The sequence below is a fragment of the Desulfosporosinus burensis genome, from assembly GCF_054657535.1.
Genome location: NZ_BAAHYN010000009.1, coordinates 233,811 through 258,872, shown reverse-complemented (window position 1 = coordinate 258,872; position 25,062 = coordinate 233,811). Strand labels below are relative to the sequence as shown.

General features: G+C 41.9%; 28 protein-coding genes and 2 pseudogenes. 9 read left to right on the top strand and 21 right to left on the bottom strand.

Annotation, left to right across the window (positions count from 1 at the left end):
* Window positions 1-405: 405 nt before the first annotated feature.
* The 3 genes from ACYQ3Q_RS17640 to ACYQ3Q_RS17630 all read right to left on the bottom strand — a co-directional run bounded on the left by ACYQ3Q_RS17640 (window position 406) and on the right by ACYQ3Q_RS17630 (window position 3,963).
* Window positions 406-1,188 carry a Fic family protein gene (locus ACYQ3Q_RS17640; protein WP_459929826.1) on the bottom strand — a complete coding sequence of 261 codons (783 nt, stop codon included), beginning with the start codon at window positions 1,186-1,188 and terminating at the stop codon, window positions 406-408.
* A gap of 275 nt (window positions 1,189-1,463) precedes the next feature.
* Window positions 1,464-2,741, bottom strand: a complete 1,278-nt coding sequence (locus ACYQ3Q_RS17635) for a 4Fe-4S dicluster domain-containing protein (protein WP_459929825.1) — start codon at window positions 2,739-2,741, stop codon at window positions 1,464-1,466.
* Window positions 2,742-2,784: 43 nt separating this feature from the next.
* On the bottom strand, window positions 2,785-3,963 hold the full coding sequence (locus tag ACYQ3Q_RS17630; protein ID WP_459929824.1) for an AI-2E family transporter: 1,179 nt from the start codon (window positions 3,961-3,963) through the stop codon (window positions 2,785-2,787).
* Between the two features lie 691 nt (window positions 3,964-4,654).
* On the opposite strand from ACYQ3Q_RS17630, the gene ACYQ3Q_RS17625 reads away from it, so the two are divergent.
* Window positions 4,655-4,981 (top strand): hypothetical protein, encoded by a 327-nt coding sequence (locus ACYQ3Q_RS17625; RefSeq protein WP_459929823.1) that lies wholly within the window; start codon window positions 4,655-4,657, stop codon window positions 4,979-4,981.
* Window positions 4,982-5,057: 76 nt separating this feature from the next.
* On the top strand, window positions 5,058-6,107 hold the full coding sequence (locus tag ACYQ3Q_RS17620) for a GGDEF domain-containing protein (RefSeq protein ID WP_459929822.1): 1,050 nt from the start codon (window positions 5,058-5,060) through the stop codon (window positions 6,105-6,107).
* A 60-nt stretch (window positions 6,108-6,167) separates the two neighbouring features.
* On the opposite strand, the gene ACYQ3Q_RS17615 is transcribed toward ACYQ3Q_RS17620, so the two are convergent.
* The 4 genes and pseudogenes from ACYQ3Q_RS17615 to ACYQ3Q_RS17600 form a co-directional block, all read right to left on the bottom strand.
* A complete protein-coding gene (locus ACYQ3Q_RS17615) occupies window positions 6,168-7,244 on the bottom strand; it encodes a 3-isopropylmalate dehydrogenase (protein ID WP_459929821.1) in 1,077 nt (358 codons plus the stop codon).
* Window positions 7,237-7,740, bottom strand: coding sequence for a LeuD/DmdB family oxidoreductase small subunit (locus tag ACYQ3Q_RS17610; protein ID WP_459929820.1), 504 nt, complete (start codon window positions 7,738-7,740; stop codon window positions 7,237-7,239). The genes ACYQ3Q_RS17615 and ACYQ3Q_RS17610 overlap by 8 nt, the downstream gene beginning before the upstream one ends.
* Before the next feature lie 71 nt (window positions 7,741-7,811).
* Window positions 7,812-8,071, bottom strand: a pseudogene (locus tag ACYQ3Q_RS17605) (aconitase family protein); the annotation flags it as partial.
* 24 nt (window positions 8,072-8,095) lie between these two features.
* Window positions 8,096-8,541: pseudogene (locus ACYQ3Q_RS17600) on the bottom strand (ABC transporter ATP-binding protein); the annotation flags it as partial.
* 32 nt (window positions 8,542-8,573) lie between these two features.
* On the opposite strand from ACYQ3Q_RS17600, the gene ACYQ3Q_RS17595 reads away from it, so the two are divergent.
* The 4 genes from ACYQ3Q_RS17595 (at window position 8,574) to ACYQ3Q_RS17580 (ending at window position 10,163) form a co-directional block, all read left to right on the top strand.
* Window positions 8,574-8,864 carry a hypothetical protein gene (locus ACYQ3Q_RS17595; RefSeq protein ID WP_459929819.1) on the top strand — a complete coding sequence of 97 codons (291 nt, stop codon included), beginning with the start codon at window positions 8,574-8,576 and terminating at the stop codon, window positions 8,862-8,864.
* Window positions 8,865-8,947: 83 nt separating this feature from the next.
* Window positions 8,948-9,313 carry a hypothetical protein gene (locus ACYQ3Q_RS17590; protein ID WP_459929818.1) on the top strand — a complete coding sequence of 122 codons (366 nt, stop codon included), beginning with the start codon at window positions 8,948-8,950 and terminating at the stop codon, window positions 9,311-9,313.
* Window positions 9,298-9,930 carry a HAMP domain-containing protein gene (locus ACYQ3Q_RS17585; RefSeq protein WP_459929817.1) on the top strand — a complete coding sequence of 211 codons (633 nt, stop codon included), beginning with the start codon at window positions 9,298-9,300 and terminating at the stop codon, window positions 9,928-9,930. Before ACYQ3Q_RS17590 ends, ACYQ3Q_RS17585 begins: the two co-directional genes overlap by 16 nt.
* Entirely contained in the window at window positions 9,927-10,163 is a 237-nt protein-coding gene (locus ACYQ3Q_RS17580; protein WP_459929839.1) for an ATP-binding protein, read from the top strand. The genes ACYQ3Q_RS17585 and ACYQ3Q_RS17580 overlap by 4 nt, the downstream gene beginning before the upstream one ends.
* Before the next feature lie 287 nt (window positions 10,164-10,450).
* Here the strand turns inward: ACYQ3Q_RS17580 and ACYQ3Q_RS17575 are convergent, their stop codons facing one another.
* The 7 genes from ACYQ3Q_RS17575 to menC all read right to left on the bottom strand — a co-directional run bounded on the left by ACYQ3Q_RS17575 (window position 10,451) and on the right by menC (window position 16,418).
* A complete protein-coding gene (locus ACYQ3Q_RS17575; protein WP_459929816.1) occupies window positions 10,451-10,738 on the bottom strand; it encodes a Uma2 family endonuclease in 288 nt (95 codons plus the stop codon).
* Between the two features lie 87 nt (window positions 10,739-10,825).
* On the bottom strand, window positions 10,826-11,221 hold the full coding sequence (locus ACYQ3Q_RS17570; protein ID WP_459929815.1) for a hypothetical protein: 396 nt from the start codon (window positions 11,219-11,221) through the stop codon (window positions 10,826-10,828).
* A gap of 12 nt (window positions 11,222-11,233) precedes the next feature.
* Window positions 11,234-12,013 (bottom strand): protein kinase family protein, encoded by a 780-nt coding sequence (locus ACYQ3Q_RS17565; RefSeq protein ID WP_459929814.1) that lies wholly within the window; start codon window positions 12,011-12,013, stop codon window positions 11,234-11,236.
* Window positions 12,014-12,359: 346 nt separating this feature from the next.
* Complete coding sequence (locus tag ACYQ3Q_RS17560; protein ID WP_459929813.1) at window positions 12,360-13,487, bottom strand: M20 family metallopeptidase; 1,128 nt, start codon at window positions 13,485-13,487, stop codon at window positions 12,360-12,362.
* Window positions 13,488-13,587: 100 nt separating this feature from the next.
* Window positions 13,588-14,400, bottom strand: coding sequence for a GNAT family N-acetyltransferase (locus ACYQ3Q_RS17555; protein ID WP_459929812.1), 813 nt, complete (start codon window positions 14,398-14,400; stop codon window positions 13,588-13,590).
* A gap of 30 nt (window positions 14,401-14,430) precedes the next feature.
* Window positions 14,431-15,300 carry a MurR/RpiR family transcriptional regulator gene (locus ACYQ3Q_RS17550; protein ID WP_459929811.1) on the bottom strand — a complete coding sequence of 290 codons (870 nt, stop codon included), beginning with the start codon at window positions 15,298-15,300 and terminating at the stop codon, window positions 14,431-14,433.
* 11 nt (window positions 15,301-15,311) lie between these two features.
* Window positions 15,312-16,418 carry an o-succinylbenzoate synthase gene (gene menC, locus ACYQ3Q_RS17545; protein WP_459929810.1) on the bottom strand — a complete coding sequence of 369 codons (1,107 nt, stop codon included), beginning with the start codon at window positions 16,416-16,418 and terminating at the stop codon, window positions 15,312-15,314.
* Window positions 16,419-16,877: 459 nt separating this feature from the next.
* On the opposite strand from menC, the gene ACYQ3Q_RS17540 reads away from it, so the two are divergent.
* On the top strand, window positions 16,878-17,264 hold the full coding sequence (locus ACYQ3Q_RS17540; protein WP_459929809.1) for a YtxH domain-containing protein: 387 nt from the start codon (window positions 16,878-16,880) through the stop codon (window positions 17,262-17,264).
* A gap of 88 nt (window positions 17,265-17,352) precedes the next feature.
* On the opposite strand, the gene ACYQ3Q_RS17535 is transcribed toward ACYQ3Q_RS17540, so the two are convergent.
* Together ACYQ3Q_RS17535 and ACYQ3Q_RS17530 are read right to left on the bottom strand one after the other, a co-directional pair.
* Window positions 17,353-18,660 (bottom strand): homocysteine S-methyltransferase family protein, encoded by a 1,308-nt coding sequence (locus tag ACYQ3Q_RS17535; protein WP_459929808.1) that lies wholly within the window; start codon window positions 18,658-18,660, stop codon window positions 17,353-17,355.
* Window positions 18,661-18,756: 96 nt separating this feature from the next.
* The gene (locus ACYQ3Q_RS17530; RefSeq protein WP_459929807.1) at window positions 18,757-19,797 is read right to left on the bottom strand and encodes an aminotransferase-like domain-containing protein; all 1,041 of its coding nucleotides are present in this window, start codon (window positions 19,795-19,797) and stop codon (window positions 18,757-18,759) included.
* A 133-nt stretch (window positions 19,798-19,930) separates the two neighbouring features.
* Between ACYQ3Q_RS17530 and ACYQ3Q_RS17525 the strand changes: the two genes are divergently transcribed.
* Entirely contained in the window at window positions 19,931-20,245 is a 315-nt protein-coding gene (locus ACYQ3Q_RS17525) for a GNAT family N-acetyltransferase (RefSeq protein WP_459929838.1), read from the top strand.
* A 74-nt stretch (window positions 20,246-20,319) separates the two neighbouring features.
* Here the strand turns inward: ACYQ3Q_RS17525 and ACYQ3Q_RS17520 are convergent, their stop codons facing one another.
* The 5 genes from ACYQ3Q_RS17520 to ACYQ3Q_RS17500 form a co-directional block, all read right to left on the bottom strand.
* On the bottom strand, window positions 20,320-21,273 hold the full coding sequence (locus ACYQ3Q_RS17520; protein ID WP_459929806.1) for an EamA family transporter: 954 nt from the start codon (window positions 21,271-21,273) through the stop codon (window positions 20,320-20,322).
* A gap of 270 nt (window positions 21,274-21,543) precedes the next feature.
* Complete coding sequence (locus tag ACYQ3Q_RS17515; RefSeq protein WP_459929805.1) at window positions 21,544-21,906, bottom strand: hypothetical protein; 363 nt, start codon at window positions 21,904-21,906, stop codon at window positions 21,544-21,546.
* A 506-nt stretch (window positions 21,907-22,412) separates the two neighbouring features.
* Window positions 22,413-22,712, bottom strand: coding sequence for a mercury methylation ferredoxin HgcB (gene hgcB, locus ACYQ3Q_RS17510; RefSeq protein ID WP_459929804.1), 300 nt, complete (start codon window positions 22,710-22,712; stop codon window positions 22,413-22,415).
* Window positions 22,713-22,725: 13 nt separating this feature from the next.
* A complete protein-coding gene (hgcA, locus tag ACYQ3Q_RS17505) occupies window positions 22,726-23,742 on the bottom strand; it encodes a mercury methylation corrinoid protein HgcA (RefSeq protein WP_459929803.1) in 1,017 nt (338 codons plus the stop codon).
* A 13-nt stretch (window positions 23,743-23,755) separates the two neighbouring features.
* Entirely contained in the window at window positions 23,756-24,106 is a 351-nt protein-coding gene (locus ACYQ3Q_RS17500) for an ArsR/SmtB family transcription factor (protein WP_459929802.1), read from the bottom strand.
* A gap of 401 nt (window positions 24,107-24,507) precedes the next feature.
* Here ACYQ3Q_RS17500 and ACYQ3Q_RS17495 point away from each other — a divergent pair, with 401 nt between their 5' ends.
* On the top strand, window positions 24,508-25,062 hold the full coding sequence (locus tag ACYQ3Q_RS17495; protein ID WP_459929801.1) for a UBA domain-containing protein: 555 nt from the start codon (window positions 24,508-24,510) through the stop codon (window positions 25,060-25,062).

Sequence of the window (25,062 nt, the reverse complement as noted above, 5' to 3'; positions counted from 1 at the left end):
AAAAGTTCCAGCTTAAATAAGCTAGAACTTTACCTTTGTCCTTTTTCCAATACTTTTATAGGCAGGTTTCCTGACTTATAGACTAGAATGTACGCCTTCCCAGTTATCCCAGTGGCAACTGCGTAAACTATGTATCTCTTCAAAGTAGTTATGTGATCTCTCCTAGAGCAAAATCTGATGCTATCCACCAAAAGTACGCTCAATTATTCCACTGACATCGGGTTTAGCATAGAATTCGATATCATACTCCTCCTCTTTTGTTTAGATAAACCCTTTTTTTATTATAAAACAACGAAAAAACTCCGTTAAGACCTTTATCGACGCCTTTTGAAAGGTGTTCAGGTCCTAGGTGTCTCGGCCAATGCCGTGAGTCTAATTCTTTTATCCTCTTTCATATCCCTACTATTACCGTTTTGAGATTTGATTAGCGTTTCTGACGATCTTTACATAGTTTAATAGCTCTTCCTCAAGGTATTCTCCAACTAGAGAAACCATCTTTGACGGATCTTCCCGGTTTGTGTGATAACTTGTGAAGCAATCATAGTATCTTTTACGATCACTAAATTTAATGTTAATGGGAGGATAGCCTTCCTTCATCAATTCAAGATTTAAAAGCAAGCGTCCGGTTCTGCCGTTACCGTCAATAAATGGGTGTATGTCTTCAAATTCTAGATGAAATTGTGAAACCCGTTCAACTATATGAGGAAAGGACATTTCCTGGTATTTTAAAATAAGCTGTTCCATTCGAGCAGGCAAAAGATAAGGCTGTGGTGGCGTATGAACAGCTCCCATAATACTTACAGGTACACGTCTGTATACTCCTCTATCCTCACGGTTGTCCATCAGAACTAGGCTGTGAATGTCTTTAATAACCTTTTCGGATAGCTGAACTTTTTGCTGTACTAATTCCTCAACATAGTGATATGCTTCCTTATTGCCTACTGCCTCTAAATGGTCTTTAAGTGGCTTTTTATCTATCGTTATTCCCTCTTTGATGATTAAGGCGGTTTCCTGCAAAGTAAGGGTATTGCCCTCTATAGCATTAGAATTATAAGTAAAATTGATTAAAAATTCCTCACTTAATCTTAATAGCTCACCCTCTGTAAGCGGTCTATATGAATTTAACTCGCGTAAAAGCTTTTCGATTCTATTAAAAGTAGCTATTTTGCATACCTTCTTTCCTTCCAAGTCAAATTCTATTATATTATATTATATTATATCGTAGCATAATTTTCTATATATTACCGGTTGCATTATTCTGAGGCCTTTTCTTTCTGAACCTTTTTCTTGAGGGCCTTTTCTTGGCGTTCTTGATACATTTCCCGAATCCAAATACTTCGTGTTTTTACGCGCTCATTCTAAAAACCCCTCTTAAATATGTTAGTGCCACTCGACAGCATCTTAACACCTTTTCAAAAAGGAGTTCCTGAAGCTCAGTATCAAGAAATTAAGGCTTTAATTGATCACTTATAATTTCTAACTAAAGCTGCAAGATACTTTGATTTCATCTGTTCACGTGCCATGATTTGTTTGATAGGAGGCATTTTTAAAATACCCCCCAAGATCGCTGCCATAGCCCGGTGACTATAATGAGCCTGGTTATCAAAAATTAGATTCTGGAGTGTCCCTCTTTCGATACTCAACAACACGATTCGATGCACGGAATTTACCGGAGTAATAACCCGTTTATTCCTGTGCTTAAGTTTTATTGAGCTATGATTACAGGCTCTGACACAAACACCGCACCCTAAGCATCCCTCTTCATCCAGCGTTACCTTCTTTACTACTTTATCATTTGTGACGGGTTGTGAAACTACCTTTAATGCTCCCACCGGACAGGCCAAGACACACCTTCCGCAGCCGTTACAATGATCTTCACTAATCTCAGGGAGAAAATTAGTTGTATTTATGGCATTTAAAGTTCCGAATTTCTTGATGGCCAGCAGACCTTCGCAACAGCAACCACAACAATTACAAATAAAGGGTAACCCTTCTTGTTCGTTTTCCCCTATTTGAACCAGATTGTGGTCGTATGCCTTTTCAAGTAAACTCATGCATTCCGAAACGCCAACTTCCCTGGCATGGCCATACTTTATGAGGCTTGCAGCGGTAGTCCCAAAGGTCATGCATATCTCTAAGGGGGCAGCACAAGCTTTACCTAAATGGCTCATTTTGTGCCTACAATAACACAAACCGATTCCTATGTGAGTGGCTTTTTGGATAATTTCGCTCGTTCGTTCGTAATCTAGGATATGTAAATTATTCACTGAGCTTAAGGCTTGTTCATTGACAAAGATTCTTCCCAGCTTTGTTTCAGTCACAAATAAATCTCGGACAAAATCCTCTTCAACATTTAAGTATTGGTAAAATAGCTCAGAAAGTAAGGTCTGATCAAGGTCTTCTCTGATACGCATCAGGGAAAATTCAAAGAAACCAGCCATAGGCGGTGGTAAAAGAAAGGTTCTCTCGCCTTCAGTACTCTCAATATCAATCAATAAGGCCCGAGAAGCAAGTTCGGTAAGTATCTTTTCAGTATCTTCTTGACTCTTTTTTAAAGCTGAGCTGGCTGTCTGGATTGTGAAGGGTTTTATGGGTAACGCCGACATAACCCTCGCTTCCTTTTCATTCATTAAGACACTAAGAATCTTAAATAAATATTCAGAAGGCGGAGCCCCTTGAGGAAATCGATTAAGTCGTTCGCTCAATTGATGGAATCCAGATTTTATACTTCTATGTGCCATAGGTCTCCTTATCTTGAATGTTTTTAACCGATTGAGCTTACGTCTATTTGTGCAGATAATCTTTCGTATCCACCGGAAGTCCTTTGGCTTTCAAGCGCACTTCCACGATCTCTTTGATGATGGAGTAGATAAGTACAAAGAGCGGAACACCGATGATCAGTCCGATAAACCCAAAGAACTTACCGCCTAAAATGATGGCAAAGAGAATCCAGAAAGAAGAGATGCCCAGGGAATCTCCCAGGATTTTCGGTCCGATGACATTCCCGTCCAACTGCTGAAGGAAAAAGATGATGATAAGGAACCAGAAGGCCATGATCGGCGATTCGAAGAAGATGATGATCACCGAAGGAATGGCTCCGATGAAGGGTCCGAAGAACGGGACGATGTTAGTTACAGTAACGATAAACGTAACCAGCAGCGTGTAGGGCATATCCACTATGGTGAGGATGATGAACGTTAATAAGCCGATAATTAAGGAGTCTAGGATTTTTCCTCCCAGGAACCTACTGAAGATTCTTTGGGTGCGTCCTAAAAGCTCGAGGATTTTGTCTGCAAGCTTCACGTTGAAGACACTATAGTTGACTTTCTTCGCCATACTGATGAACCGCTCTTTTTCTGCCAACATGTAGATAGAGATGATAATGCCGAGAAATAGGTTCCAGACGGAGAGTGCGGTGTGTCGAAGGAAGGAAAGCGCTATGGGGACTAGGTCCTGTGCGATGTTATTAATGAAGACCACCAACTCGTCCAAGCGTACATTCATAAAATCGACGACTTCCGGTGGAAGAAGAAGAATATCGTCCGATAGCTTTTTGATGTATTCCGTCGAGGAGCGGACATAGTCCGGGATGTTCTGGACAAGCCCGGTGATGCTCGCGAAGAGCTGCGGGAAAATGAAGGCGAGGAAGAGATACACAAGAAACCCGGAAGCCAGATAAGCCAGGAGAAGGGACAGTATATGGAATCGCGATTCTCTGATTTTTTTTAGCGAGGAAATCTTTCCCAACTGCTCTTTGAAGAAGTTTAAAAAGAAGTTCACGAGATAGGCGATGACGAACCCGTAGATAAAGGGGTCGAGCGCGGAAAAATAACCCCCTAATACTCGGGTGAAGTTGTCCAGTCCCGACATGACAAGAAAGAACAGAATGCTAGACGCAATGACAATAAAGCTGTACATCGCGATAGTGGTGTATTTCCGGTTCCAATTACAATTAAATTCCACAGTACCCTCCCGTGATCCTTGTAAATTTCGTATACAGATGCGTCCATTCCTCATTGAAGACTTAGCATGCTTAGTAAGCTTAATCTAAATATACCTTTTTCATATATCATTGACAATAACTAAGCTAGTAAAACTCGATTTCTATGTACAGCTTACTTCACGGTTACGAATTTCAGTCTAACACCTCATCTAACTCACGCTATACTTCTTCGAATGCTCAATTAAGCATTTTAACTCGGTTTGCAGGATTTCTCTAAATTACAGAGAATATAAAAGATCACTTATGAAAAAAATGATTTGAGTCGTTTTCCAAAGACAGGAAAAGGCAATTAAACTAGAGAGTCGAGGCTAGCAACTAGTAGAGTCTCATTTGGTCAATGTTGGGGTAGTACGGGAGGTTATGCATCATAAAAACTGCGCGTCGAAATTTTTATATTTATTGGATCCTAGGATTAATATTTTTGCTAATTTATCCATCTCACGTCACTGCTGCTCCCCCTGTAATCAAAACGATCAACGTGGTTATGGATGACAACTATCCCCCTTATTCTTTTCGCAATAATCAGGGTGATTTGCAAGGAATCACGATTATCTGTACAAACTGGGTATCCAAGATCAATTCAATTATTCAAGTTCACCCTTATACACCAGCCAATTTTTTAGAGCTATTAAAAAAGGGCATTCGGGGTTTATGCCTGCCATTAACGATGGATTTGCGCAGATTTCCGAGAGTGAATATCAGGCCATTGATAAAAAGTGGTTTGGCTTGACGAGTGTACCCTTCTATATAAATCCCTTATTCAGAGTGATTGTGATCATTGGGGCTGCAACTTTTCTGGTGGCCTTAGTGTTGTTTATCTGGAATAGGACGCTTCAGCGGATGGTCAGACAAAAAACCGGTGAGCTGTGGAATGCCTTCAGCGCAATAAAACAAGTTGAAGAAGAAATCAGAGAATTAAAATGCCGAACTCGAAGGTCGAGTCCTGGAAAGAACAGCCCAACTGGAGGACCTAAATAGTGAGCTTGAAGAAAGCAATGCGCTGCTTGAGGAGGAGATCGTCAAGCGTGAGAAGGTTGACGAAGACATCCTGAAATTGAATGAGGAACTTGAAAATAAGATAAAAATGCGCACGAGTCAGCTGGATGATCTCAATGCCGTCTTGGAACAACACAATACTTTGTTACATGAGTCTCAAAAAGTGGCACATTTAGGGAGCTATGTTGTAGATCTCCAAACGAACGAATGGCAGTCTTCACCAGAGGTTCATGAGATTTTTGGAGTTGATTCAACCTATCCGAACACGCTGGATGCCTTGCTGGAGATTGTTCATCCAGATTGGCGAGCCAAAACTTTTAGTTTTCTTTCTAAGATGCAGCTTGACCAAAACCGCTTTGATTATGAATTCAAAATCATCCGTCTTTCTGATCGAGAAGAACGCTGGGTGCATGGATTTGCAAAAGCTGAGTTCGATAACGAAGGCAATGCAGTTCGTTTAATTGGCATGATTCAGGATGTGACGGATCGAAAGCGTTCCGCAGAGAAAATCATTTATTTAAGCTTCCATGATCAACTGACCGGTCTCTATAACCGGCGATTTTTCGAAGACGAGTTAAAACGACTGGATGTTAAAAGAAATTATCCCTTGACGCTCGTGATGGCAGACGTCAATGGGCTTAAGTTGATTAATGACTCCTTTGGCCATGCCATCGGGGATGAACTTCTTAAAAATGTTGCCGAAGTGCTGCGTAAAGGCTGCCGAGCAGATGATATTATTGCCCGACTCGGAGGAGATGAATTCGTTATCCTATTGCCTAAGACGGACGCTACTGAAACAGAGCAAATTCTCAAACGAGTTAATGCTTTAGCTGCCCAAGAGAAAGTTGGCTCAATCGAATTATCCATTTCGTTTGGCTATGAAACAAAACAGAACGAGATCGAGGATGTTCATGAACTACTAAAAAAAGCCGAAGATTATATGTACAAGAGAAAACTCTTTGAAGGCCCAAGTATGCGCGGGACAACGGGGACAACGCGGGGACAACGGGACAGGTACACTGTCCCGTTTTTGCAAGCGGAGCAGGGACAAGGTACCTGTCCCCTTGTCCCACCCTTGTCCCACTTGTCCCAAGAGCTTGATAAATAGAACAAAGGACAAGGTACTGACCCCTTGTCCTTTGTTCATAAATAAACTAGAAGAATACTCCTATTTGTTTAGAGCTTGTTTGACGATTTCTCCTACTTGAGTGGTGGAAAGACCTGAATCGGCACCCAAAGAGGGCACTTTCCCCGTTATTAGGACTGTTTGAATAGCATCGTTAATCTCGTTCGCAGCTGCGGTTTCACCAATATTATCGAGGAGCATGGCCATCGCGGCTATTGCTGCCATCGGGTTGGCCACGTTTTTACCCTTATATTTGGGAGCAGAACCATGGATGGGTTCGAACATCGAAACCTTGCCCGGGTTAATATTACCCGAAGCGGCAATACCTAAGCCGCCTTGGATCATTGCTCCTACATCCGTGATTATATCGCCAAACAGGTTGCTGGTTACAGCGACGTCAAACCATTCGGGGTTCTTAATCATCCACATACAAGCTGCATCGATATAGGCGTGTTCCCTTTCGATGTCCGGATATTCCTGACCGACCTCTTCGAACGTGCGGGTCCATAAATCCATGGCCCGGATGGCGTTAGCTTTATCAATCAAAGTCACTTTTTTCTTTTTGTTGCGCTCGCGAGCCAGTTCAAAAGCGTAGCGAATCACCCGTTCGCACCCTTTGCGGGTAAACACCATCTCGGCAATCGCTACTTCGTCCGGAGTGCCTTTCTTGAATATACCGCCCAGCCCGGTATAGGCGTCTTCCGTGTTTTCTCGCACGATGACCATGTCAATGTCTTCCGGCTTTTTGCCTTTGAGCGGGCAGAACTGTTCCGCTATCAGTTTGATCGGGCGTAAATTTACGTAGAGGTCTAGTCCCCAGCGCATGCCCGCAATAATTGGTTTCTCAATGAAACCAGGCTCGACACGAGGATCCCCCAAGGCACCTAGATAAATGGCATCCAGGGTTTTGTATTCTGCCAAGATTGATTCGGGCATGGTAATCCCAGTTTCCAAATAGTAATCGGTGCACCACGGGTAGTAGATTAGTTCATAGGAGAAGCCGTTGTGTCTTGCTACTGCCTCCAGTACTTTAATTCCTTCGGCGACGACTTCTGGGCCGACTCCATCCCCGCCGACCACGCCGATGCGGTAATTCCGATTCCCGCCTTCATTAACCATTGGCAATACCCCCTAAACGTTCACTGGCGTAATTGACCAAGCCGCCAGCTACCATAATTTTTTCCATAAATTCCGGGAAAGGAACAGCTTGGAAGATTTGGCCAGTTGAAACATTTGTTACAGTACCGGTAGCCGGATCAATGCTAATCTGTTGTCCTTCGGTAAACTCCTGGGCGATACCCGGAATTTCGAAAATTGGCAAGCCAATATTGATGCAATTTCGATAGAAGATACGGGCATAATAGGGTGCGACTACCGCGGCGACGCCTGCGGCTTTTAAGACAAAAGGAGCTACTTCGCGGGAAGACCCGCAGCCGAAATTTGCATCAGCTACAAGCACATCCCCTGACCGAAACCGTACGGCAAACGTGGGATCAAGATCTTCCATAACATGCTTCACCAATTCTACAGGATCTGTGAGATTGCAGTAACGACCGGGAATAATCACATCGGTATCAATGTCCCGGCCAAATTTCCATACGTTTCCTTCAATCATAAGTATCTCTCCCTTAATCAGAATTCAGAAATCAGAAACCGGAGGTCGCTTTAACTTAACTATTCTGAATGTTAAAGTTCACCTGGGCCAATGATCCGACCAGCTAAAGCTGTTGCCGCTGCTACTGCCGGGCTAGCTAGGTAAATCTCACTAGAGATGTGGCCCATGCGGCCGACGAAATTACGGTTGGTGGTTGATACGCAGCGTTCACCATCGGCAAGGATACCATATGCCCTCCCACGCACGGTCCACAAGTAGGAGTCGAAACAACACAATCGGCATTGACAAAGGTCTCAAGAAGCCCCTCTTTCATGGCCTGCAAGTAGACTTTTGTCCATTGACCTTATCCTCACTCCATGGCTCGGCCCAGGGCCACCCTTTGGCTCTGTCCACCGGAAAGTTCCTTAGGTTTGCGGTCCAGCAGGTCTTCAAGATCAAGGACCCTGGCCGCTTCTAGCACATTTTTCTTAATTTCACCCTTGGGTAACTTTCTCAATTTAAGCCCAAAGGCCATATTGTCATAGACCGATAGATGGGGGTAAAGGGCATAGTTTTGAAAAACCATGGCAATATCCCGATCCTTGGGAGCCAGATTATTAACCAGCCTGTCTTCGATATATAGTTCACCAGCTGAAATCACCTCCAATCCGGCAATCATCCTTAAGGTGGTTGTTTTTCCACAGCCAGAAGGACCTACCAGTACTAAGAATTCTTTATCCTTTATTTCAAGAGAGAGATCCCTGACGGCTGTAACGTTACCAGGGTAGATTTATAGAGATTTTTTAAACGTAGATTAGCCATCTTCAGTGTCCCCTTTCCATAAAAATACCGAGATGAATACTAGGAGCACTCCCCTGGTTCCTATTGCGATAGGCATTTTTGTCATCAGCAACATCGTGATGCCTAAAAACATGGCGGCTATCAGGCAAGCGCTGCAGAAAACTTCAGCTTCAGATCAATGGCTTAATATTACTAAAGTTTTTTGGCAGCCACATGGAGTTAAGATGGCCTTTTTGCGACGACTTCATGGAGTTTATGTGACAGTTTTGTGGCAAAGGTTGATTTCTGTTTTTTTCCCTTTGGCTTATGCTAAAATAGTCTTCAAGGTGATAATGAATGAATAAAACAGTTTTAATTGTAGAAGACGAGCCCCGCATGATCTCATCTCAACTGTCAGGGGCAGTGGGTATAAACTTGAGGTGACAAAATGAACAAGAAAAGTATTACCTTTAAGCTTTTTATTGTGACCTCCCTGTTCTTCATCCTCTTTACCAGTGTAACTATGCTCCTGCAAACCTTGTTTATTGAAACATTTTATCTCGATAAAAAGGCCAAAGATTTCGAAGCCAACTTCAAAGTATTCAGTGCTGCTTATACCGATTTAATGAAAAACAACGCGGATGATTCCGATTTATTGGCCAGCTTTCAAAGCGAAAACAATGCCAGTACCGCCATCGTCAATCTATCGGGTGACACCATCCGTATTCTTGAGGACAAAAAACAAGTCATACTTAGAATCATCAACAAGTCGACTTCCCCCCCGATGCCATGTTCAATATGGTCGATAATATAATTACTTACAATATGGATAGTAGTAGAAAGATACTGATCAACGGCTTGCAACAGTGGACCTCAGACCCCCAGGCCGTATCCCAAGTCGTTGACGAAGGACAAATTCTGGTTTATAACTCCGACGTGAAAATTGACGGTCAAAACAGCTTGGTGGGGATTGCCCCTATTCTAGTCGACCATAAAGTGGCTGGCGTTTTATCCGCTGCAGTATCGCTCCAACCCATTGGAGAAGCTGCAACGGTCATCCGGCAGTTTTATATTTATTTTTACGCCATTGCTCTTTTCTTGATTATTATCTTATCTCTGATTTATTCGAAAATGATTGCCAAACCGCTTCTCACCCTTAACAAAACGGCCTTAAAAATGTCCGAACTTGATTTCTCCACAAAGTGCCCTGTCAAGTCCCAGGATGAAATAGGCAATCTGTCCGCCACCTTAAATTTCCTCTCTGAAAAGCTAAATTCTTCCTTATTGGAATTAACAGCTGCCAATCAAACGTTAAAAGAAGACATTGAGAAAGAAAAACAACTAGAAATCATGAGAAACGAATTCATCGCGGGGGTATCCCATGAATTAAAAACTCCCATTTCTCTGATCAGCAGCTATGAGTTCTCATAGAAATAGAGAATCCAGGCGATCAAATCCCTGAAGCCGAGCTGCAAAATATTTGGAGTAAATTTTACCGGATTGAAAAGTCCAGGAACAAGGATCTAGGCGGTACAGGGCTCGGACTTTCCATAGTCAAGGATATTCTAGATCTCCATGGCAGTGAGTATGGGGTGATGAATATAGCAGATGGGTTCAAATTTTTCTTTACCGTGAAAAAAGATCTCAAATCCCTATGGAAATAGCCTTGGGATTTGAGATCCTTCTTTTTTAATAACGTGATTAAAAAACCACTATCATCTCAATATTTTCCGGATTGGAAACACCAAGACCCAATTCTTCTGCCCTGGCGATTTGCTCTTGATCCTACTTGCCTCCCAGTGAACTCGTCCGTCTAAACTAAAAACAGAACCCATTTCCTACGACAGAGAAAGAGTCCTGTTAATTTTGACTGAAAATTGATATTAGCCCTCTCTCACAGGTAAATCTGATTTCATTATATATAAATTAAATGTAATAAGTCTGAGAAAAATCACCCGGCTACAGGTCTATAAAATACCCTGTCCAGATCCAAGCCCAACCCCGGGAAATCAGGATGTGTGAATTTGTCGCCCGGTCCCCCTGCAAATACCAAGGTATAACTTCCATCTTTAAGCTTAAAAGTTTCCAATGTGTTCTCCTCGGGATCCACAATCCAGTAGTGAGGGATCCCTGCCTTGCGATAAATTTCCATCTTCCGTAAGCGATCTTTCCGACGATTTGTCGGGGACATAATTTCCACCACCAAATCACAAGGACCGTCGATGCGTTCCTGGCGCATAATTTCCCCAGAAAATAGCAGAACTCAATTCCCCCGAATGGGTTAAGGAAAACTATCCGAAAGCTAGTTTAATTTTAAAGTGATATTTCAAGGCTGACCCCATTCTTCTTTCTCACTATTATTCGTAATCATAGCCATCTCTGAAAATCCCGCTGCACCTCGAACAGTATCCTCTCTAAAATTGTCTCCTTCTGCAAAAGCAACCCAGTAAGGGTCTTCCATCAAACAGGCCTTTGTTTCCTTGGCTATAGCAAAAGGTCTGTATTCGTCTAAACCGAGTTCTTTCAACAATTGCTTTGCCCCTATCCTTTCAGGTGGGAATACCCTACCATTGATCCACTCCACGAAATCCAGCATACTTACAACTCTTTTACCTGTGAACAATTCCATGGGTGCGTAGACTGCAGGAACCCACTCTTCTAATACTACAGTATAGTCACCTTCGACACCTTCCTGATGCCCTATCTGCAGGTTGTCCATCATTAAACGAAGCATTTAAATCATCACCTTCTCAATATACTTCATTCTCCAGTGCAAGTAACCCTTTATTGCTTTTACTCTGTAATCCGGAAGAAAATCAAAGACAGGCTCTACACTTTCAATCAGTTTATTATACAATACCGCCAGATCAGTCTGAGGGAGTAATGGCTCTGTAATTAGCTTGATTTGGACACTATGAGTTGTTCTAAAGGGTTTAGCGGAGTCAAATCTACCTTCTTTCCCAGCCGATCCTAATTCTTTTCTTCCATGCCAAGCTAACAAGGAAGCACCATGATCGTATAAGGGCGCTAAGGCCTCAGTACCATCAAGACCTAGCAGTATGTCAAAATTACTCAGATGCCTGTCTTCATTTCCGATTAAAGCATCAAATAATAACATTTCGTATAACGGTTTAACCGGCAGGATTTTCTTGTAGGCTTCAAAATAATCTTCAGGCTCTAACCCCAGTTTAGCGATAATGTAATTATAATAAGAAACTACTTTAAAGTCCTTTGGAATGTAGTATTCACAAACAGAGACATGTTCCAACTTGTGAACTTTTACATCCGGAAAAAGCTTTGCATCCATCAAAAAATATGTTAGGTGGTTATAATGTAAAACCTCCGCTATATTGGATGCCATGACTTCAGAATAAGGTTCATGCCCAATTACCCCATTTGGGTCTACTGAATTACCTTTTACTAAGCATAACTTTCCGTCGATTTTATACCAAGCTTTAGATAATATGCCTTTGGATGTTTTTGTTGCGTTCTTCTTCACTAACTCAATTAGCATATCTCTACTCCTCTCTGGTTGCATCCCTATTATATACCATAATTAACCAAAGAATAAAGGGGGAAATAATGTTGGAAGAGGGACATCAGCTACAAACCAACCGATCCGTACCACTCTGGTCAAGGAACTCCTGAAAAATTAAATATCCAAACAAATACAAAATTCCACAATGCTTGTAAAATTCTACAGTTTCGTATTATTTAAGTTAGATAGAACAGCTCTATTTATAAAATGATAAGGAGCTTGATTTATGAGTGAGCTTAGATACGCTGGAAAACAAACAAGAGCGGATATTCTTGACAAGGCCCGAATCTTATTTTCTGACAAGGGATATGGTGCACTATACTTAGTCTATTTTCACCAGCAGATTAGCAAAGAGCGCAGCCCGCTCGGCTAATTTATCGATCTCAATATGTTCACTCTCCGCATGAGCTCCGTCGCCAATGCAACCCAAACCGTCTAGGGTGGGGATACCCAACGCTGCGGTGAAGTTCCCGTCGCTTCCTCCACCGACGCTAGCCTCCCCCAGTTCAAAACCAAGAGAACCCGCGATATCGCGGGCAATCTCATAGAGCGCCCCAATTGCAGCGGTTCGTTCGAGGGGCGGCCTATTCATTTCACCGGTAACAACTAGTGATGAACCCTTTAACTTTGGGTCTAGGCCAATTATTGCTTGTTCCAAGCGTTTGCCTTCCGCCACTGTAGCTACTCGAACGTCTACTTCAGCCTCAGCTTCCGCGGCGACTACATTCGAGCGTGTACCTCCTTTAATCACTCCGACGTTCAGCGTTGTGCCTTTCTCGTAATCCGTTAATCTGTGTAATTTAAGAATCTGGTGTGCTAATTCCTCAATGGCGTTTACCCCTTGAGCATGATTGTTTCCTGCATGGGTTGCTATTCCCTGTGCTTTCACAACGAACATGCCAACACCTTTACGCCCTGTTTTTAGCGCCCCAGTTTTAGCTTCAGCCGGTTCTGCTACTAAAACAACTTTACTTTTTAGAGCCTCCGCTTCTATGTAGGCTCTGGAAGTAGGACTTCCGATCTCTTCATCCGAGGTGATGAGAAAGACAATTCGTTTATTTAAGCGCACCCCTAATTCTCTTAAAGCCTTCACAGCCCATAGAGACTGAATAATTCCACCCTTCATATCCAGAATACCCGGTCCATAGGCACGGTTTCCTTCAATCCGAAAGGGCAAACGCCCTACATCCCAAACCGTGTCCAGGTGGGCGAGAACCAGAATCTGTTCCACCCCTTTACCGTAAGTCAGCTTTAGGTGGTGACCCACTTGAGATTGAAGAATTTTCTCAGCGCGAATGTCTAAATGCCGCGCAAAAAGATGTTCAACCAGTTCACCGGACTTGTTTACCAATTCTCTAGAATTGCTAGGCGACTCCGCTTTCACAAGTCGTTCCAGAGACGATAACATCTCACCTTGGTGTTCTTTGAGAATGTGGAGAAGTTCTGACATAAAACCGTCTCCTTTTAAAAAAATTATTCGGCAATTTCTGTATGTATTATCCCCAGACCCTCGTGTTCTTAGAAATTGCTCTGCACAAATGGCCGTCAGGTTAATTCTTTTCTAAAACGTAATAGCTGATAGAGGCATCATGACGCAATAATCCCACCACAGAATATCCCTTAGCAAACATAAGTATCATCTGACTACGAACCGCGAGTCGCCATTCTCTTGCCAGATCTGGGTTATTGGCCTTGATCGCCTGGATAGAACCTGGAACTGGGACAAGAAGGCCAGAAGCAGCTTGGATATCGTTCAGAGCTCCTGGTCTTGGGTATTCTCCCAGGAGGCTCCATTGAGAAAGCAATGGATAACTCTGCCATTGAGTTGATTCCAAGGAGGAACCGGCGATAGCCTTCGTCACTCGTTCAGATAATAGCTCCCACTCTACCAGAAAGCGGTCTGAGGGCAGACCGTGGTTCAACTGATCTTCCATCTCTCCATAATAGCTAGGGAGATAGGTTTTTGTATAAGCGCCCAGTTTGCAAAGATTCAGGTAGGCATTACGAGCCTCCAAGGGGTCGTAGGTCCAGACCATTTTCTGGTAGCCATAATTTATAGCCCAATCCCTTTGCTTTAACTTTAGCTCTCTGCCTAAACCAAGATTTCTGTAATTCGGGTCAACTGCAAGCATATGAGAACAAAGGTAGGCCTCCGTGCCTTTATAACCAGGAAAGCCATAACAAAAGCCAATCATGATCTTGTCCATAAACGCCCCGATGACCACACCCCCGTTATGGCTTGTAGCCATCATCTCAGGGAGGGAGGCAGCGACACTGTCGCTCCAAATTCTTTTCTGCATAGTCAGGGTCTCTTGGATTTCACTTACGGAGGTTAAAACTCTATAATTAATCTCATGTTTCACAACTTCCGTCCCCCTTATCTAATTAAACACTCAGGAACCTGTAGTTGGTATGTGAAATTCAAAACCAGATTGCCCGTCGTAGGTCCTTACTCGATCTTGAACTTTTGGCCAATCAGCCGCTGCTACCCCCGTAGTTAGGGCTTTAAGGAGAGAAAAAATTGTGGCCATACCATTCAAAGCAGATGGCTGTGGAGTAATGGCTTTCAGTAAGACATTGGCCTCAATCCCTATCGGGGAAAGCTCATCATCCGAAATCCCCAGAACTTTAACCCCTTTAGTTTTCGCTGCCTGTACAAAAGAAATCGTCTCAGCCGCATAACGTGGGAAAGAAAAGGCGATGACCAGCCAATGTTCATCCATTTCCATGATAATGCTGTCGGCGTCATCAATCGGGCCCCTATAGAGAGAAGTGTCACCGCGAATAAGGTTTAGTGTAAAAGAAGTCCAGTTGGCCAAGGCATATGACGTTCTAAACCCTACGACAACAATCTTTCTCGCCTGTAAGATAAGATCAACAGCTTTGGTAAAGAGCTCATTATTAATCGAACTAAGAGTTTGTTTAATGAAAGCAACATCTTGCTCCATTACGCGTTGGATGAGATTATTCTCACTAATTAGTTCTCCAGTAGTGTCACGGTAGTTCTTGAGCGGTCCTTCCCGTTCGTCGGAATTAAGTAACGACACTCTAATTTCTGTTTGTAGAGCACTATAACCAGAATAACCAAGAGCATAACAGAATCTAATGACCGTTGTTTCGCTTGTTTCAGTCAGCGCACCAATTTTCTGAGCAGAATGAAGAGCGAGTGTTTTCGGTTGATCGATCACGAATTTAGCCACGGTCTTTTGACTGGTTGTTAATTCCTGATAGCTTTTGCGTATCTGTTCTGTGATGTTTTGCATGTTATCTCCTGTTAAATTATACTTTCGCTATTTATCAAATATCGCTTAACTAGGGAGTCCACGACCCGGAAGCCGATACCCGGTTCGCTTGGGACTTGAATGTACCCATCTTTCGACATAATCACTTCGGGCTCGATAATATCAGTGTCCCAATAACGAGAAGATGCTGATGTATCACCAGGTATGGTGAAATTCGGCAAGGATGAGAGAGCTAGATTATGCGCCCGTCCAACACCTGATTCCAGCATTCCGCCACACCATACCGGAATTTTCTGCTCTTGGCAGTAGTTGTGAATCCGGATAACTTCCTGCAAGCCGCCTACTCTACCGACCTTAATGTTCACGATTCTACAGCTATCTAGTTCAATGGCGTGGCGGGCGTCATCCAACGTATGAATGCTCTCATCAAGACAGATCGGGGTTTTTATCACTGCTTGGAGTTTGCGGTGGTCAATCACATCATCATGGGACAGGGGCTGTTCGATCATCATTAAGCCATACTGATCTAGTTCTTTAAAAACATCTAGATCTGCGAGTGAATAAGCTGAATTGGCATCGACCATCAAAGGAATATCCCCGAATTCCGCACGTAAGATTCTTACGGTTTCAAGATCTCGGCCTGGTTTAATCTTCACCTTGATCTTGCGGTATCCGTCCGTAAGGTATCTGCCGACCAATTCAACCAAATCGGACATTGACGGCTGAATTCCGACGCTCACCCCCACGGCAATTTTTTCTTTGACACCGCCAAGGGCCTTACTCAGAGATAGGCCCTGTTCCTTAGCCCAGAGATCCCAAATTGCCCCTTCGAGCCCAGACTTGGCCATATTGTTTCTTCTAATAGGCTTAAAGAGATTAGTTACTTCCCTCGGGTGCCCGATTTCTTTGTTTAGTACCAGTGGAGCAAGGAAGTCCTTAATAATATGTCGAGCAGTCTGCGGAGTTTCTTCGTTGTAAAAGGGTGCAGCCATGACAGTGACTTCCCCATAGCCAACTGCATCTTTACCATGCACCTCCACCAACAGAAAGACGCGGTTATTCTGGACACCAAAACTTGTTTCGAAGGGTTTCTTCAAAGGCATCTGCAATTGATGCAGGATAATCTTATGTAGGCGCATTTCTAATTAATTCCTCCTTACTATAGCGGTTTACAAAGTAAAAAGCTTAAACTTCATTATTCTATACTTTTTGAAGCTTAAACTTTATATATGTAATATACAGAACATTCAGTTGCAAGTCAATTCAGAATGATAGGAGACTTTATTGGTAAGAGCATCTAATGTTCTTAGGGAATTTAAAGTTCCAACCTCTAGCACTGGAGGCGTTTTTCCTGCGGTGAGCATATAATAAATAAGGCCTGAAAACAGATGACCACGATAGTGAGTGGTGGCCCTCTCGAAACAGTCGCATACATTTAAGTTCAATATGGTGTCCGAGGACTGCCAACAATTGTCGAGTATATTGTATTGGCACATAAAAAATAAACTTATAGACAATGGGGATAGTCGACAGGATAGAGGCATATTGATTGTTTCATAGCAAAAAAATCGCAATGATTTAAAAGGAGTGGATAAGACATGGGAAATAGTATCAAGAGCAAAAATGGTACTAAGGTAATTAAGGCGGCAATGTTTGGAGGTGTTGTAGGAGCAGCGATGGGCTTATTACTTGCTCCAAAGAGCGGACTGGAATTGCGCCAAGATCTAGCCGTACAGGCCCACCAAATCGGAGACAAGGCTCATAGTGCTTGGCAAAATGTCGAGGACAAAACCCAACTAACTGTTAATACCAGTAAAGGTTTAATTCGGAAAGGAAAACGATTGGTTAGTAACCTGACAGTACTGGTACATGAGATTCGGAAAGGTGCTTTGAAAAAGACCAGTTCTATTTATGCATCGGAAGATATGGATCCTGATGATCCGACAAAAGAAATAATGATCATCGAAAACGAACATGAGTTCTAGTATTGTATACGACCAGATTAAGGACCCTCCCGAAGCCGTTTTTTGATTCGGCAACGAGAGGGTTCTTAATTTGAGAAGCATATTGTGGTTAACTGCTGGTCATAGGTTTCATTTCCTCGTCAAGAATTAAAGCGCCGTAGTGTTTTAATTGAGCAAGGGATGTTTCCGTATTATCTAATAAAACTACTCCGAGCCTTCCAGGATAATATCTTAAAAGCATGAAGAGAATTTCAGTTGACTCAGCTTTAATAATTAGTGGTTTTTTAATTGAGAAGCTAAGGGTGCTAATGAATCCCGCTACGTCGAAAGGTTCCTTGCTATTTCCAAAATCTATTAAAAGGTAATCCATATCTGTAGTTTTACAATCTCGGAACAAGTTATAAAAATCACCGTTCTTCAACATATTTACTGCCTTTTCTTCTGTTAGCGAAAGCTCTTGAATTGAATATTCCTTCTTCTTAGCAAGATCAAAATAGTTATAGGCAGAAGTAATGGTTGAACTAGATCTTAGTTTTAACTCTGGAGCTTTAATTTCATTAAGTTCTTTCTTTATAGCACTGATAAATTCTGGGGTCGTTCCACAACATCCACCAATCAGCCTTACACCATTCTCTACAAATTCTTTTGTATATGAACTAAATTGTTCTGGTTTTTGGTTATATACTGCCTCTCCATTCACTAAGGCAGGCATCCCGGCATTTGCTTTTACTGAAAGAGGAATTGAGGCAACCGAATACATTTTTTTAATAGGTTCAATTAAACTATCAGGACCGCCTGAACAATTAGCACCAACTACTGCCACTCCTAATGATTGACACACAAGCGCACATACCTCTGCTGAGTTACCAGATAGGGTTCTACTATTTTCATTAAAGGTTACTGAAGCAATAATAGGAAGTTTTGTATTCTCTTTAGCTGCCAATATAGCTGCCCTTAATTCATTTAAATCTGTAAACGTTTCAAAATTAACAATATCTGCACCTGCATCTTCTATTGCCCTTAATTGTTCCTTAAACGTATTATAGGCATTATCAAAACTTAAATCCCCTGCAGGTTCTAAAATCATACCAGTAGGGCCAACTGAAGCGGCAACATAAGTGTTATCACCTGCAACTTCTTTGGCTAATTTAACCCCTTCGAAGTTTATTTGGTAAATCTTATCCCCTAAACTATGCTTTTCTAATGTAACTCTATTGCCTGGAAATGTATTGGTCTGAATTACATCCGAGCCTGCTTGTTTGTATAGATTATAGAGATTTTTAACCTCATCTGGTTTTGATAGATTCCACAATTCTGAAGCTTCATTGCCCTTTAAACCTCTCCTTTGAAGCATTACACCTTTAGAACCATCATATAATAAAACCCGTTCATGGATGGAACTTAGAAAATCCTTCATCATTTTACCCCCTGTATGTTTATGGTATTACAACAATGTTTTCCCGCTCGACCGATTATGCTTACTTCAAAAGTTCGGTCAATTTCATGGACAAGATTATTTACTCTTTCTACGCAAGTAGTTTACTTCTTGGTTTATAAGCTTAATAGTTTTTCTAATGCCCTCATCATCCGTTTTACAAAAACATAACCGTAAACCGTCTGAGTGAGGAAAACCATCGATATAGCAACTGTTTGTACTGCTTAAAAGTACATTATTTTTCGACAATCGATTGAGAAGAACATCGGCGGATCCGCTATTTAACTCTAGGCAGGCATAGATCCCTGTTGTGGGTATATAACATTTTATTATTCCATCTAGGTGCTGCTCGAATGCATCTCGTAAAACATCCATCTTTTCTTTATAGTACTTTTTTGTTCTTTGCACATGAAACTTGTACATACTACTTTGCAGGTAAATTTCCAAGGCACCCTGGGTTAGGATTGGGGAGTTCAGATCGATGCTCCGCTTATAGGTTATAAATTCATTCTGGAGTTCTCTCGGTAAGATAACCATTCCCAGGCGCAATCCCGGTAACAGTGTTTTTGAAAAGCTCCGAATGTAGATCATTCGTTCTTGTTCTCCCATTGAGTACATCGGGTCTATCTTAGTATCCAGTTCCAAGTCTGCCAAATAATCATCCTCTATAATATAGACTTCATACTGTTTAGCAAGCCTGATTATTTCTTTTTTCTGTGTATAATCATAGCAGAATCCCGTTGGGTTTTGATATCTTGGCATAGTATAAAAGAATTTAATATCTCCTTGTTTAAATATTGATTCCAGCTCGTTCAGGTTAATACCCTCATGTGTTCTTCTAATTCCGACGACTGGGATTTTGGTACATTTCAGGACTTGAAGCATGACAGAATATGTGGGTTGCTCGACTAGTACTTTTGTCCCGACATTAGGAAAAGAGATCGCTGCGAGAATGTACAAAGCTTGCTGCGAGCCATTGGTTATAAAAATATTCTGTGGTTTTGTAAAGACTTGAAAATTTGCCAAGTGTTTGACTAAACCATGAATTAATTCCGGCATACCCTGCGGTGAAGAATATTCAAACAGCTTTTTCTCATATAGCGAAATAGCCTTTTCCATACAATGATAAAAGTCCTTGTATGGATTAATGTAATCCGGCGGACCAGTCGTTACCATATCGATTACGTTATTCTTACTATTTACGATTATTGAAGATTTTACAACATAATAGCCACTTTTGGGAATGGCATAAATTAAATGTTCTGAAGATCAATTCCAAAATAAAGGAATAGGCTATAGCCTGATCTATGATGGAGAAGTAGCTTCTACAGCTTTTTCGTCATGTCGGTTTGAGAACCAATTAGAAATTGGGATTGAGACCTTAGCAAGGTATAGAGGAAAAGGGTTTGCATTATACGTTTGCTCAGCTCTTATAAATTACTGTCTAGAACATGGTTTGGAACCTATTTGGGCATGTCGCTTGGAAAATATTGCGTCATATCAGTTGGCTCACAAACTTGGATTTCTACCGACACTTTTTATCCCATATTATCGGCTTCCAGTCTAGAACTCTCTATACACACGGCCCTCATTGAACTTTCCCCCTAATCCGATACCTTGCAGTAACCTGTCAAATGCTTCTTATATGCTCTTTAATTCAGAATCCAACTTTTCTGAAGGCTCTGGTTTAACCTTTTTGCTTGTTTTCGACAACTGAACTAGAAAAACTCCGCCTAAAATAATGATCGCGGATATGAACATATTCGATGAAACTGGCTCTCCAAGCAAAACCGCACCTAAGAAAACTCCGACAATCGGATTTATATAAGCATAAGTTCCAGCTTTTGACGCCGGCCACTTCTGTAGGAGATAAATATACGAACTGTAACCAAGGATGGAACCAAAAAAAATCAAATAGGCCATTGCCCCTAGACCTTTGCTAGTCAAATGGATCTGGCTGGCCTCTCCAAGCAACAGCCCGATAAGTGTCAAACCAATTCCTCCGGCGAACATCTGAATCCCAATATTAGCTACCGTAGTTCCAGATGCTTTAAAGGTCTTGGAATAGACCGAGCCCAGCGACCATAAAAAAGCCGCCAACATTAGCAAACCCCCACCTGAAACGTCAATTATTCTAGCCTCAGAACCACTCAGTACTAAAAGCGCAACCCCGCCAAACCCTAAGATTAACCCGAACCATCCCTTCAAACCTATCCTTGGTCCATTGATCAGGAACAGTTCTAAAATCGCATTAAACAGTGGGACAATAGCCATGAGCAATGAAGTAGCCCCTGAATAAACCCATTGTTCCGCCCAGACGACGAGCCCGTTGCCGCCCATCAATAGAAATAAACCGACGATTGCTTGCCTTTTAAAGTCTGTAACATTCTCAGGAAACTTGTACCCTTTAAAATAAGCAAATAACAAGACCAAAGCCCCTGCAATCAAGAACCTAATACCTGCAAACAATTCCGGCGGAAAGTCGCTTACTCCAATTCTAATAGCCAGATAGGTTGACCCCCATATGATACAAACTGATATGTAGGCTAAAATGACCGTAATCTCTTCTCTCTTCCCCATTATCTCACCTTTCAAATCCCATTCCGAAATTCTCTCTGCATCTTCAAATAAGTCTAGGTTGTAGTCGTAGACGGACTAACTAATCTAATATTCCACATTTCTCCTTGACTTCCTTCTGAACTAGCAGAATAAACTATGACACAAAAAAAGCCAAAGCGTTTAAATAACGATCTGGCAAGTGAATCATGTGGCTGACCACTCCTATAACCCAGGCCGGTATGCTAGCCTTTACTGTCTCTAGCACAGATCTTGCGGGAAGTCTCACCATCAACCCAGCTGATGGTGCTAGGAAGACATCCTCCTCTCCAAATTCAAACCATACTCAGCCTGTCTTAACTGGGCCTTTACCTCAGATATACTCGCTCGTCTTCTATTAACCAATCCCCCACCCGCTTTAACTCTGAATTCCAGGTTCTTGATATGAATAATTTCTTGATCTCTATTATTCTTAACATAAAAGAAAAAAGAACCGATTATAGCACAGAAGATTGCTAAAACAAAATAACCCGTTGCTAGAGAAACATAAATAGTATAGTCATAAGTATTTATATGTTCTGCGACTGCGTTCTTGATGACCAACGTTTTCGAATATCCCATTCCATAGAACAATAGAGAGGAAAGATAACAAATTGTTGTCAAATTTGGCACAATTACAACCTCCACATTCATTAAGACAGTCTATTTAATGATCACGACAAAATTTTAAAGCCTTGGGCCACTAACCACACTTCCCCCAATCTCCAGTAATGCACTCGGTACATCCACCAGCATGTATAAGTTTGTTCCGACACACTGGGCATTTGTCGTGATGGATTAGCCACTGTTCACACGGGTCTATACAATAACTTCTTCGATTACATTCTAGACATACATCAATCATTTCATCGCCTCGCAGTACATGTATTTGTATTTTACCCGAACTTACGTTCTTATTATAGCCAAATTCTGTACGGATATCAATACCAATTTGTTCTTATTAGCTCTTTTTTTACCTGTGGCCACGTCGGCGAAACTATTCCAAATACCACATACTAATACACCGAAATTTCCATTTTGCAGGAAAATTTCGGTGTTCTGTGATGATTTCGGTCAAAGACCGTGTACGAAAGTGATCAATCTTTGTTGTGGAGTAGTAGTACCATGTTTAAGTTAGATCAGCAACAGCTGTCTCCGCTGTCAGGCGAACAATCACAGCTCGGTTCCGTTCCGGTCAGCCAACCCATAATGATAGCGTAGGCACAGCCAACACCGGGCTTAACTTCTATGGCATTAAACGGACAGTTTTTAACGCATGCTCCGCATTCCATACAGCGATCTTTATCAACAATGACCGATTTTTTGTCTTTTAATAGAAAGACATTATGTGGACAAACCTCAAGACACCTGCCACAGCCCGTACATTGATCGGACTTTAGTTTCAAGGTAGAAACATTTTTTAAATATTGATTCCTCATAAATAACAACTCCTTAGAGTTTAATAAAGCTATTAAGCAAAATCAAAACTATTCCCAAGACGATCGAGATAATGATCGCTGGAACAGCTTTTCTCATCTCTTTTAAGACACCTGAAAAGGAAGTGTACGTAGACGAACCAGTGAAGTTCATTGCTAAGAAGGCGGATATTGATGGAAGAATAAGAATATACCCCAGAGCTCGCAAGATACTATACTGAGGAACAGCGGTCCATCCATTCCATCCATTAAGTAGGTTAACGACGACTGCCCAAATAAATCCCAATAGCCAACCTTTCCACGCGAAAGCTCGGCCTGGAATCCATGGCAGTAAGACAGGGGTTAAAACACACCCTACTAGGACTGCGCCTATATAGGCGTAAAAATCAACCAACCCGAAAGGCCCCAAACCAAGGAGATTTAACAAAAATAGTACTCCAAAAATCATTAAGGAACTTTTGAAAGTGCCAACTAATTCCACGGGAGTCAAAACCAGGCGATCATAGGTCGTGAACCTGACCGTCCGCATTTCAGCAGTCACTTTCATTCCTAACTTGATAAATTCTTTGAGATCCTTGGCCCTCACTGGCCCATAAACCACTTTAAAACCAGAAAACTTGGCAACCTCGTGGGCACTTATACCAGGCGCGCCCAATTGTGGTACTATAACCGTTCTATGCGAGACAACTTTCTCTAGTTGTACTATAGCTATACGATTTAGAAGCTCTGGGGTCCCAAAGGTTCCTTTCCCTGCGGCACACCATACATTGATACCCTTGGTATCCAGCACTAGAATCCAGGCATCTACCCCATTCAATTCTTTTCTTAAGCTATCGAAGCTCATTTTATAATTCGCTGAGACCAAGACAGGAGAATTGCGATCGGGTTTTCCCAAACTATACAGACCGGGTTCCACTGTAAAGGTCATTCTGCCAATTCCCCAACGGGCTTTCCAAGTACCCACAATATCATCGAAGGTCAATTCAGCTGAAGTTTCAATGATTTTCAGTTCTCTGCTGGAAATTTCTATCATACCGACACCTCTTTTAAGGATTTTGCCTCATTATTGACTTGCATTTGCAATTAGTATTTTTATCAGACTTGCTGAAACACCTGTCTTGCTTAGATTTAATCTCAACTAAAAATTCAGAGATGTTTTCTATTACGGTACCATTGATACAATAATACATCCACGCCCCCTCACGCCTTCCCAGAACAATCCCGCTCTCACATAAAATCCTCATATGATATGACAAGGTTGGCTGAGTAATTTTAAAGTTATCTAATAGCTGACAGGCACACATTTCGCCGCAAGCAAGTAAGTCTACTATTTTGAGGCGCGTCTGATCGGATATTGCCTTAAATAGTGAAACATATTCCGCGTAACCATACTTCATTGAATCACTCCTAAACTTTATGGGATTAGCGTACAGGGATACAGATACAGATATAGATATAGATAAATATCTATATCTATATCTGTATTATACCCCTCACATAGAGAACTGTCTATATGGCAGTAAATATCTGTTGTTAAATTATCTGCTCTCCAAAGCCACAGCTCCCAGCACCAACAAAATTGTGAGCGATGGGTTTGACCCATAGAGAAGTCAAACAGAACTTCCCCCCATTAAGAAATGCGCTCTTGATGACCTGTAGCTTGTAAAACGAGTGGTTATGAGATAGAATTTTTTTAATCCTATTTTAATTTTTCTCAAATTCTCCTTGAAGTTTTTTTGGTTAGAATACCTACATACTCACTTGCGGAAAAAACAAGGAGATTAAAGGAGGAAATTATATGACAACCTTAGAACAAGTGGAAAAACTACGGGCAATGGCGAATGTAAGCTACGACGAGGCAAAGGCTGCCCTAGATGCGTCTAACGGGGATTTACTTGAAGCCATTATCAATCTGGAGAAACAGGGAAAGGTAAATGCACCAACTGGAGGCGGTTATTTCAATAGCCAAAAGACTGCGGATGCAAGTGCAGCGACATACAGAGAAAAATGCTGGGAAAAGCACACTAAAGACTGCCATGGTGGGCAAAACTTTATTTCTCTCATGAAGAAATTCGGACGATTTTGCTTGAAAATGATCCGCAAGGGCAATGCAAATTCCTTTGAAGTGCTCAAGGGTGAGGAAAGTAAAGCTGCTGCTCCTGTGACTGCCTTCGCCTTGCTGTTGATATTCATCCCTTGGATTACTATTCCACTGCTTATCATCGGACTATTCTTTGGTTTTCGCTATCGCTTCAACGGACCTGACCTTAGCGGCAACACAGTCAATGACGCGATGAATAGCGCAGCAGACGCTGCAGTAAATCTTAAGAAGTCCATGGAAGATAAAAAATAA

What these genes read in the sequence shown, in the direction of transcription:
- ACYQ3Q_RS17550 (WP_459929811.1), bottom strand. Translation starts at nt 15,300, where the DNA reads ATGCAAAACATCACAGAACAGATACGCAAAAGCTATCAGGAATTAACA.
- ACYQ3Q_RS17530 (WP_459929807.1), bottom strand. Translation starts at nt 19,797, where the DNA reads ATGGAAAAGGCTATTTCGCTATATGAGAAAAAGCTGTTTGAATATTCT.
- ACYQ3Q_RS17565 (WP_459929814.1), bottom strand. Translation starts at nt 12,013, where the DNA reads ATGCTAATTGAGTTAGTGAAGAAGAACGCAACAAAAACATCCAAAGGC.
- ACYQ3Q_RS17540 (WP_459929809.1), top strand. Translation starts at nt 16,878, where the DNA reads ATGGGAAATAGTATCAAGAGCAAAAATGGTACTAAGGTAATTAAGGCG.
- ACYQ3Q_RS17535 (WP_459929808.1), bottom strand. Translation starts at nt 18,660, where the DNA reads ATGAAGGATTTTCTAAGTTCCATCCATGAACGGGTTTTATTATATGAT.
- hgcA (WP_459929803.1), bottom strand. Translation starts at nt 23,742, where the DNA reads ATGATAGAAATTTCCAGCAGAGAACTGAAAATCATTGAAACTTCAGCT.
- ACYQ3Q_RS17615 (WP_459929821.1), bottom strand. Translation starts at nt 7,244, where the DNA reads ATGGTTAATGAAGGCGGGAATCGGAATTACCGCATCGGCGTGGTCGGC.
- ACYQ3Q_RS17570 (WP_459929815.1), bottom strand. Translation starts at nt 11,221, where the DNA reads ATGATGGACAACCTGCAGATAGGGCATCAGGAAGGTGTCGAAGGTGAC.
- ACYQ3Q_RS17595 (WP_459929819.1), top strand. Translation starts at nt 8,574, where the DNA reads ATGAATACTAGGAGCACTCCCCTGGTTCCTATTGCGATAGGCATTTTT.
- ACYQ3Q_RS17560 (WP_459929813.1), bottom strand. Translation starts at nt 13,487, where the DNA reads ATGTCAGAACTTCTCCACATTCTCAAAGAACACCAAGGTGAGATGTTA.
- menC (WP_459929810.1), bottom strand. Translation starts at nt 16,418, where the DNA reads ATGCGCCTACATAAGATTATCCTGCATCAATTGCAGATGCCTTTGAAG.
- ACYQ3Q_RS17610 (WP_459929820.1), bottom strand. Translation starts at nt 7,740, where the DNA reads ATGATTGAAGGAAACGTATGGAAATTTGGCCGGGACATTGATACCGAT.
- ACYQ3Q_RS17575 (WP_459929816.1), bottom strand. Translation starts at nt 10,738, where the DNA reads ATGCGCCAGGAACGCATCGACGGTCCTTGTGATTTGGTGGTGGAAATT.
- ACYQ3Q_RS17590 (WP_459929818.1), top strand. Translation starts at nt 8,948, where the DNA reads ATGAACAAGAAAAGTATTACCTTTAAGCTTTTTATTGTGACCTCCCTG.
- hgcB (WP_459929804.1), bottom strand. Translation starts at nt 22,712, where the DNA reads ATGAGGAATCAATATTTAAAAAATGTTTCTACCTTGAAACTAAAGTCC.
- ACYQ3Q_RS17495 (WP_459929801.1), top strand. Translation starts at nt 24,508, where the DNA reads ATGACAACCTTAGAACAAGTGGAAAAACTACGGGCAATGGCGAATGTA.
- ACYQ3Q_RS17500 (WP_459929802.1), bottom strand. Translation starts at nt 24,106, where the DNA reads ATGAAGTATGGTTACGCGGAATATGTTTCACTATTTAAGGCAATATCC.
- ACYQ3Q_RS17635 (WP_459929825.1), bottom strand. Translation starts at nt 2,741, where the DNA reads ATGGCACATAGAAGTATAAAATCTGGATTCCATCAATTGAGCGAACGA.
- ACYQ3Q_RS17625 (WP_459929823.1), top strand. Translation starts at nt 4,655, where the DNA reads ATGCCTGCCATTAACGATGGATTTGCGCAGATTTCCGAGAGTGAATAT.
- ACYQ3Q_RS17585 (WP_459929817.1), top strand. Translation starts at nt 9,298, where the DNA reads ATGGTCGATAATATAATTACTTACAATATGGATAGTAGTAGAAAGATA.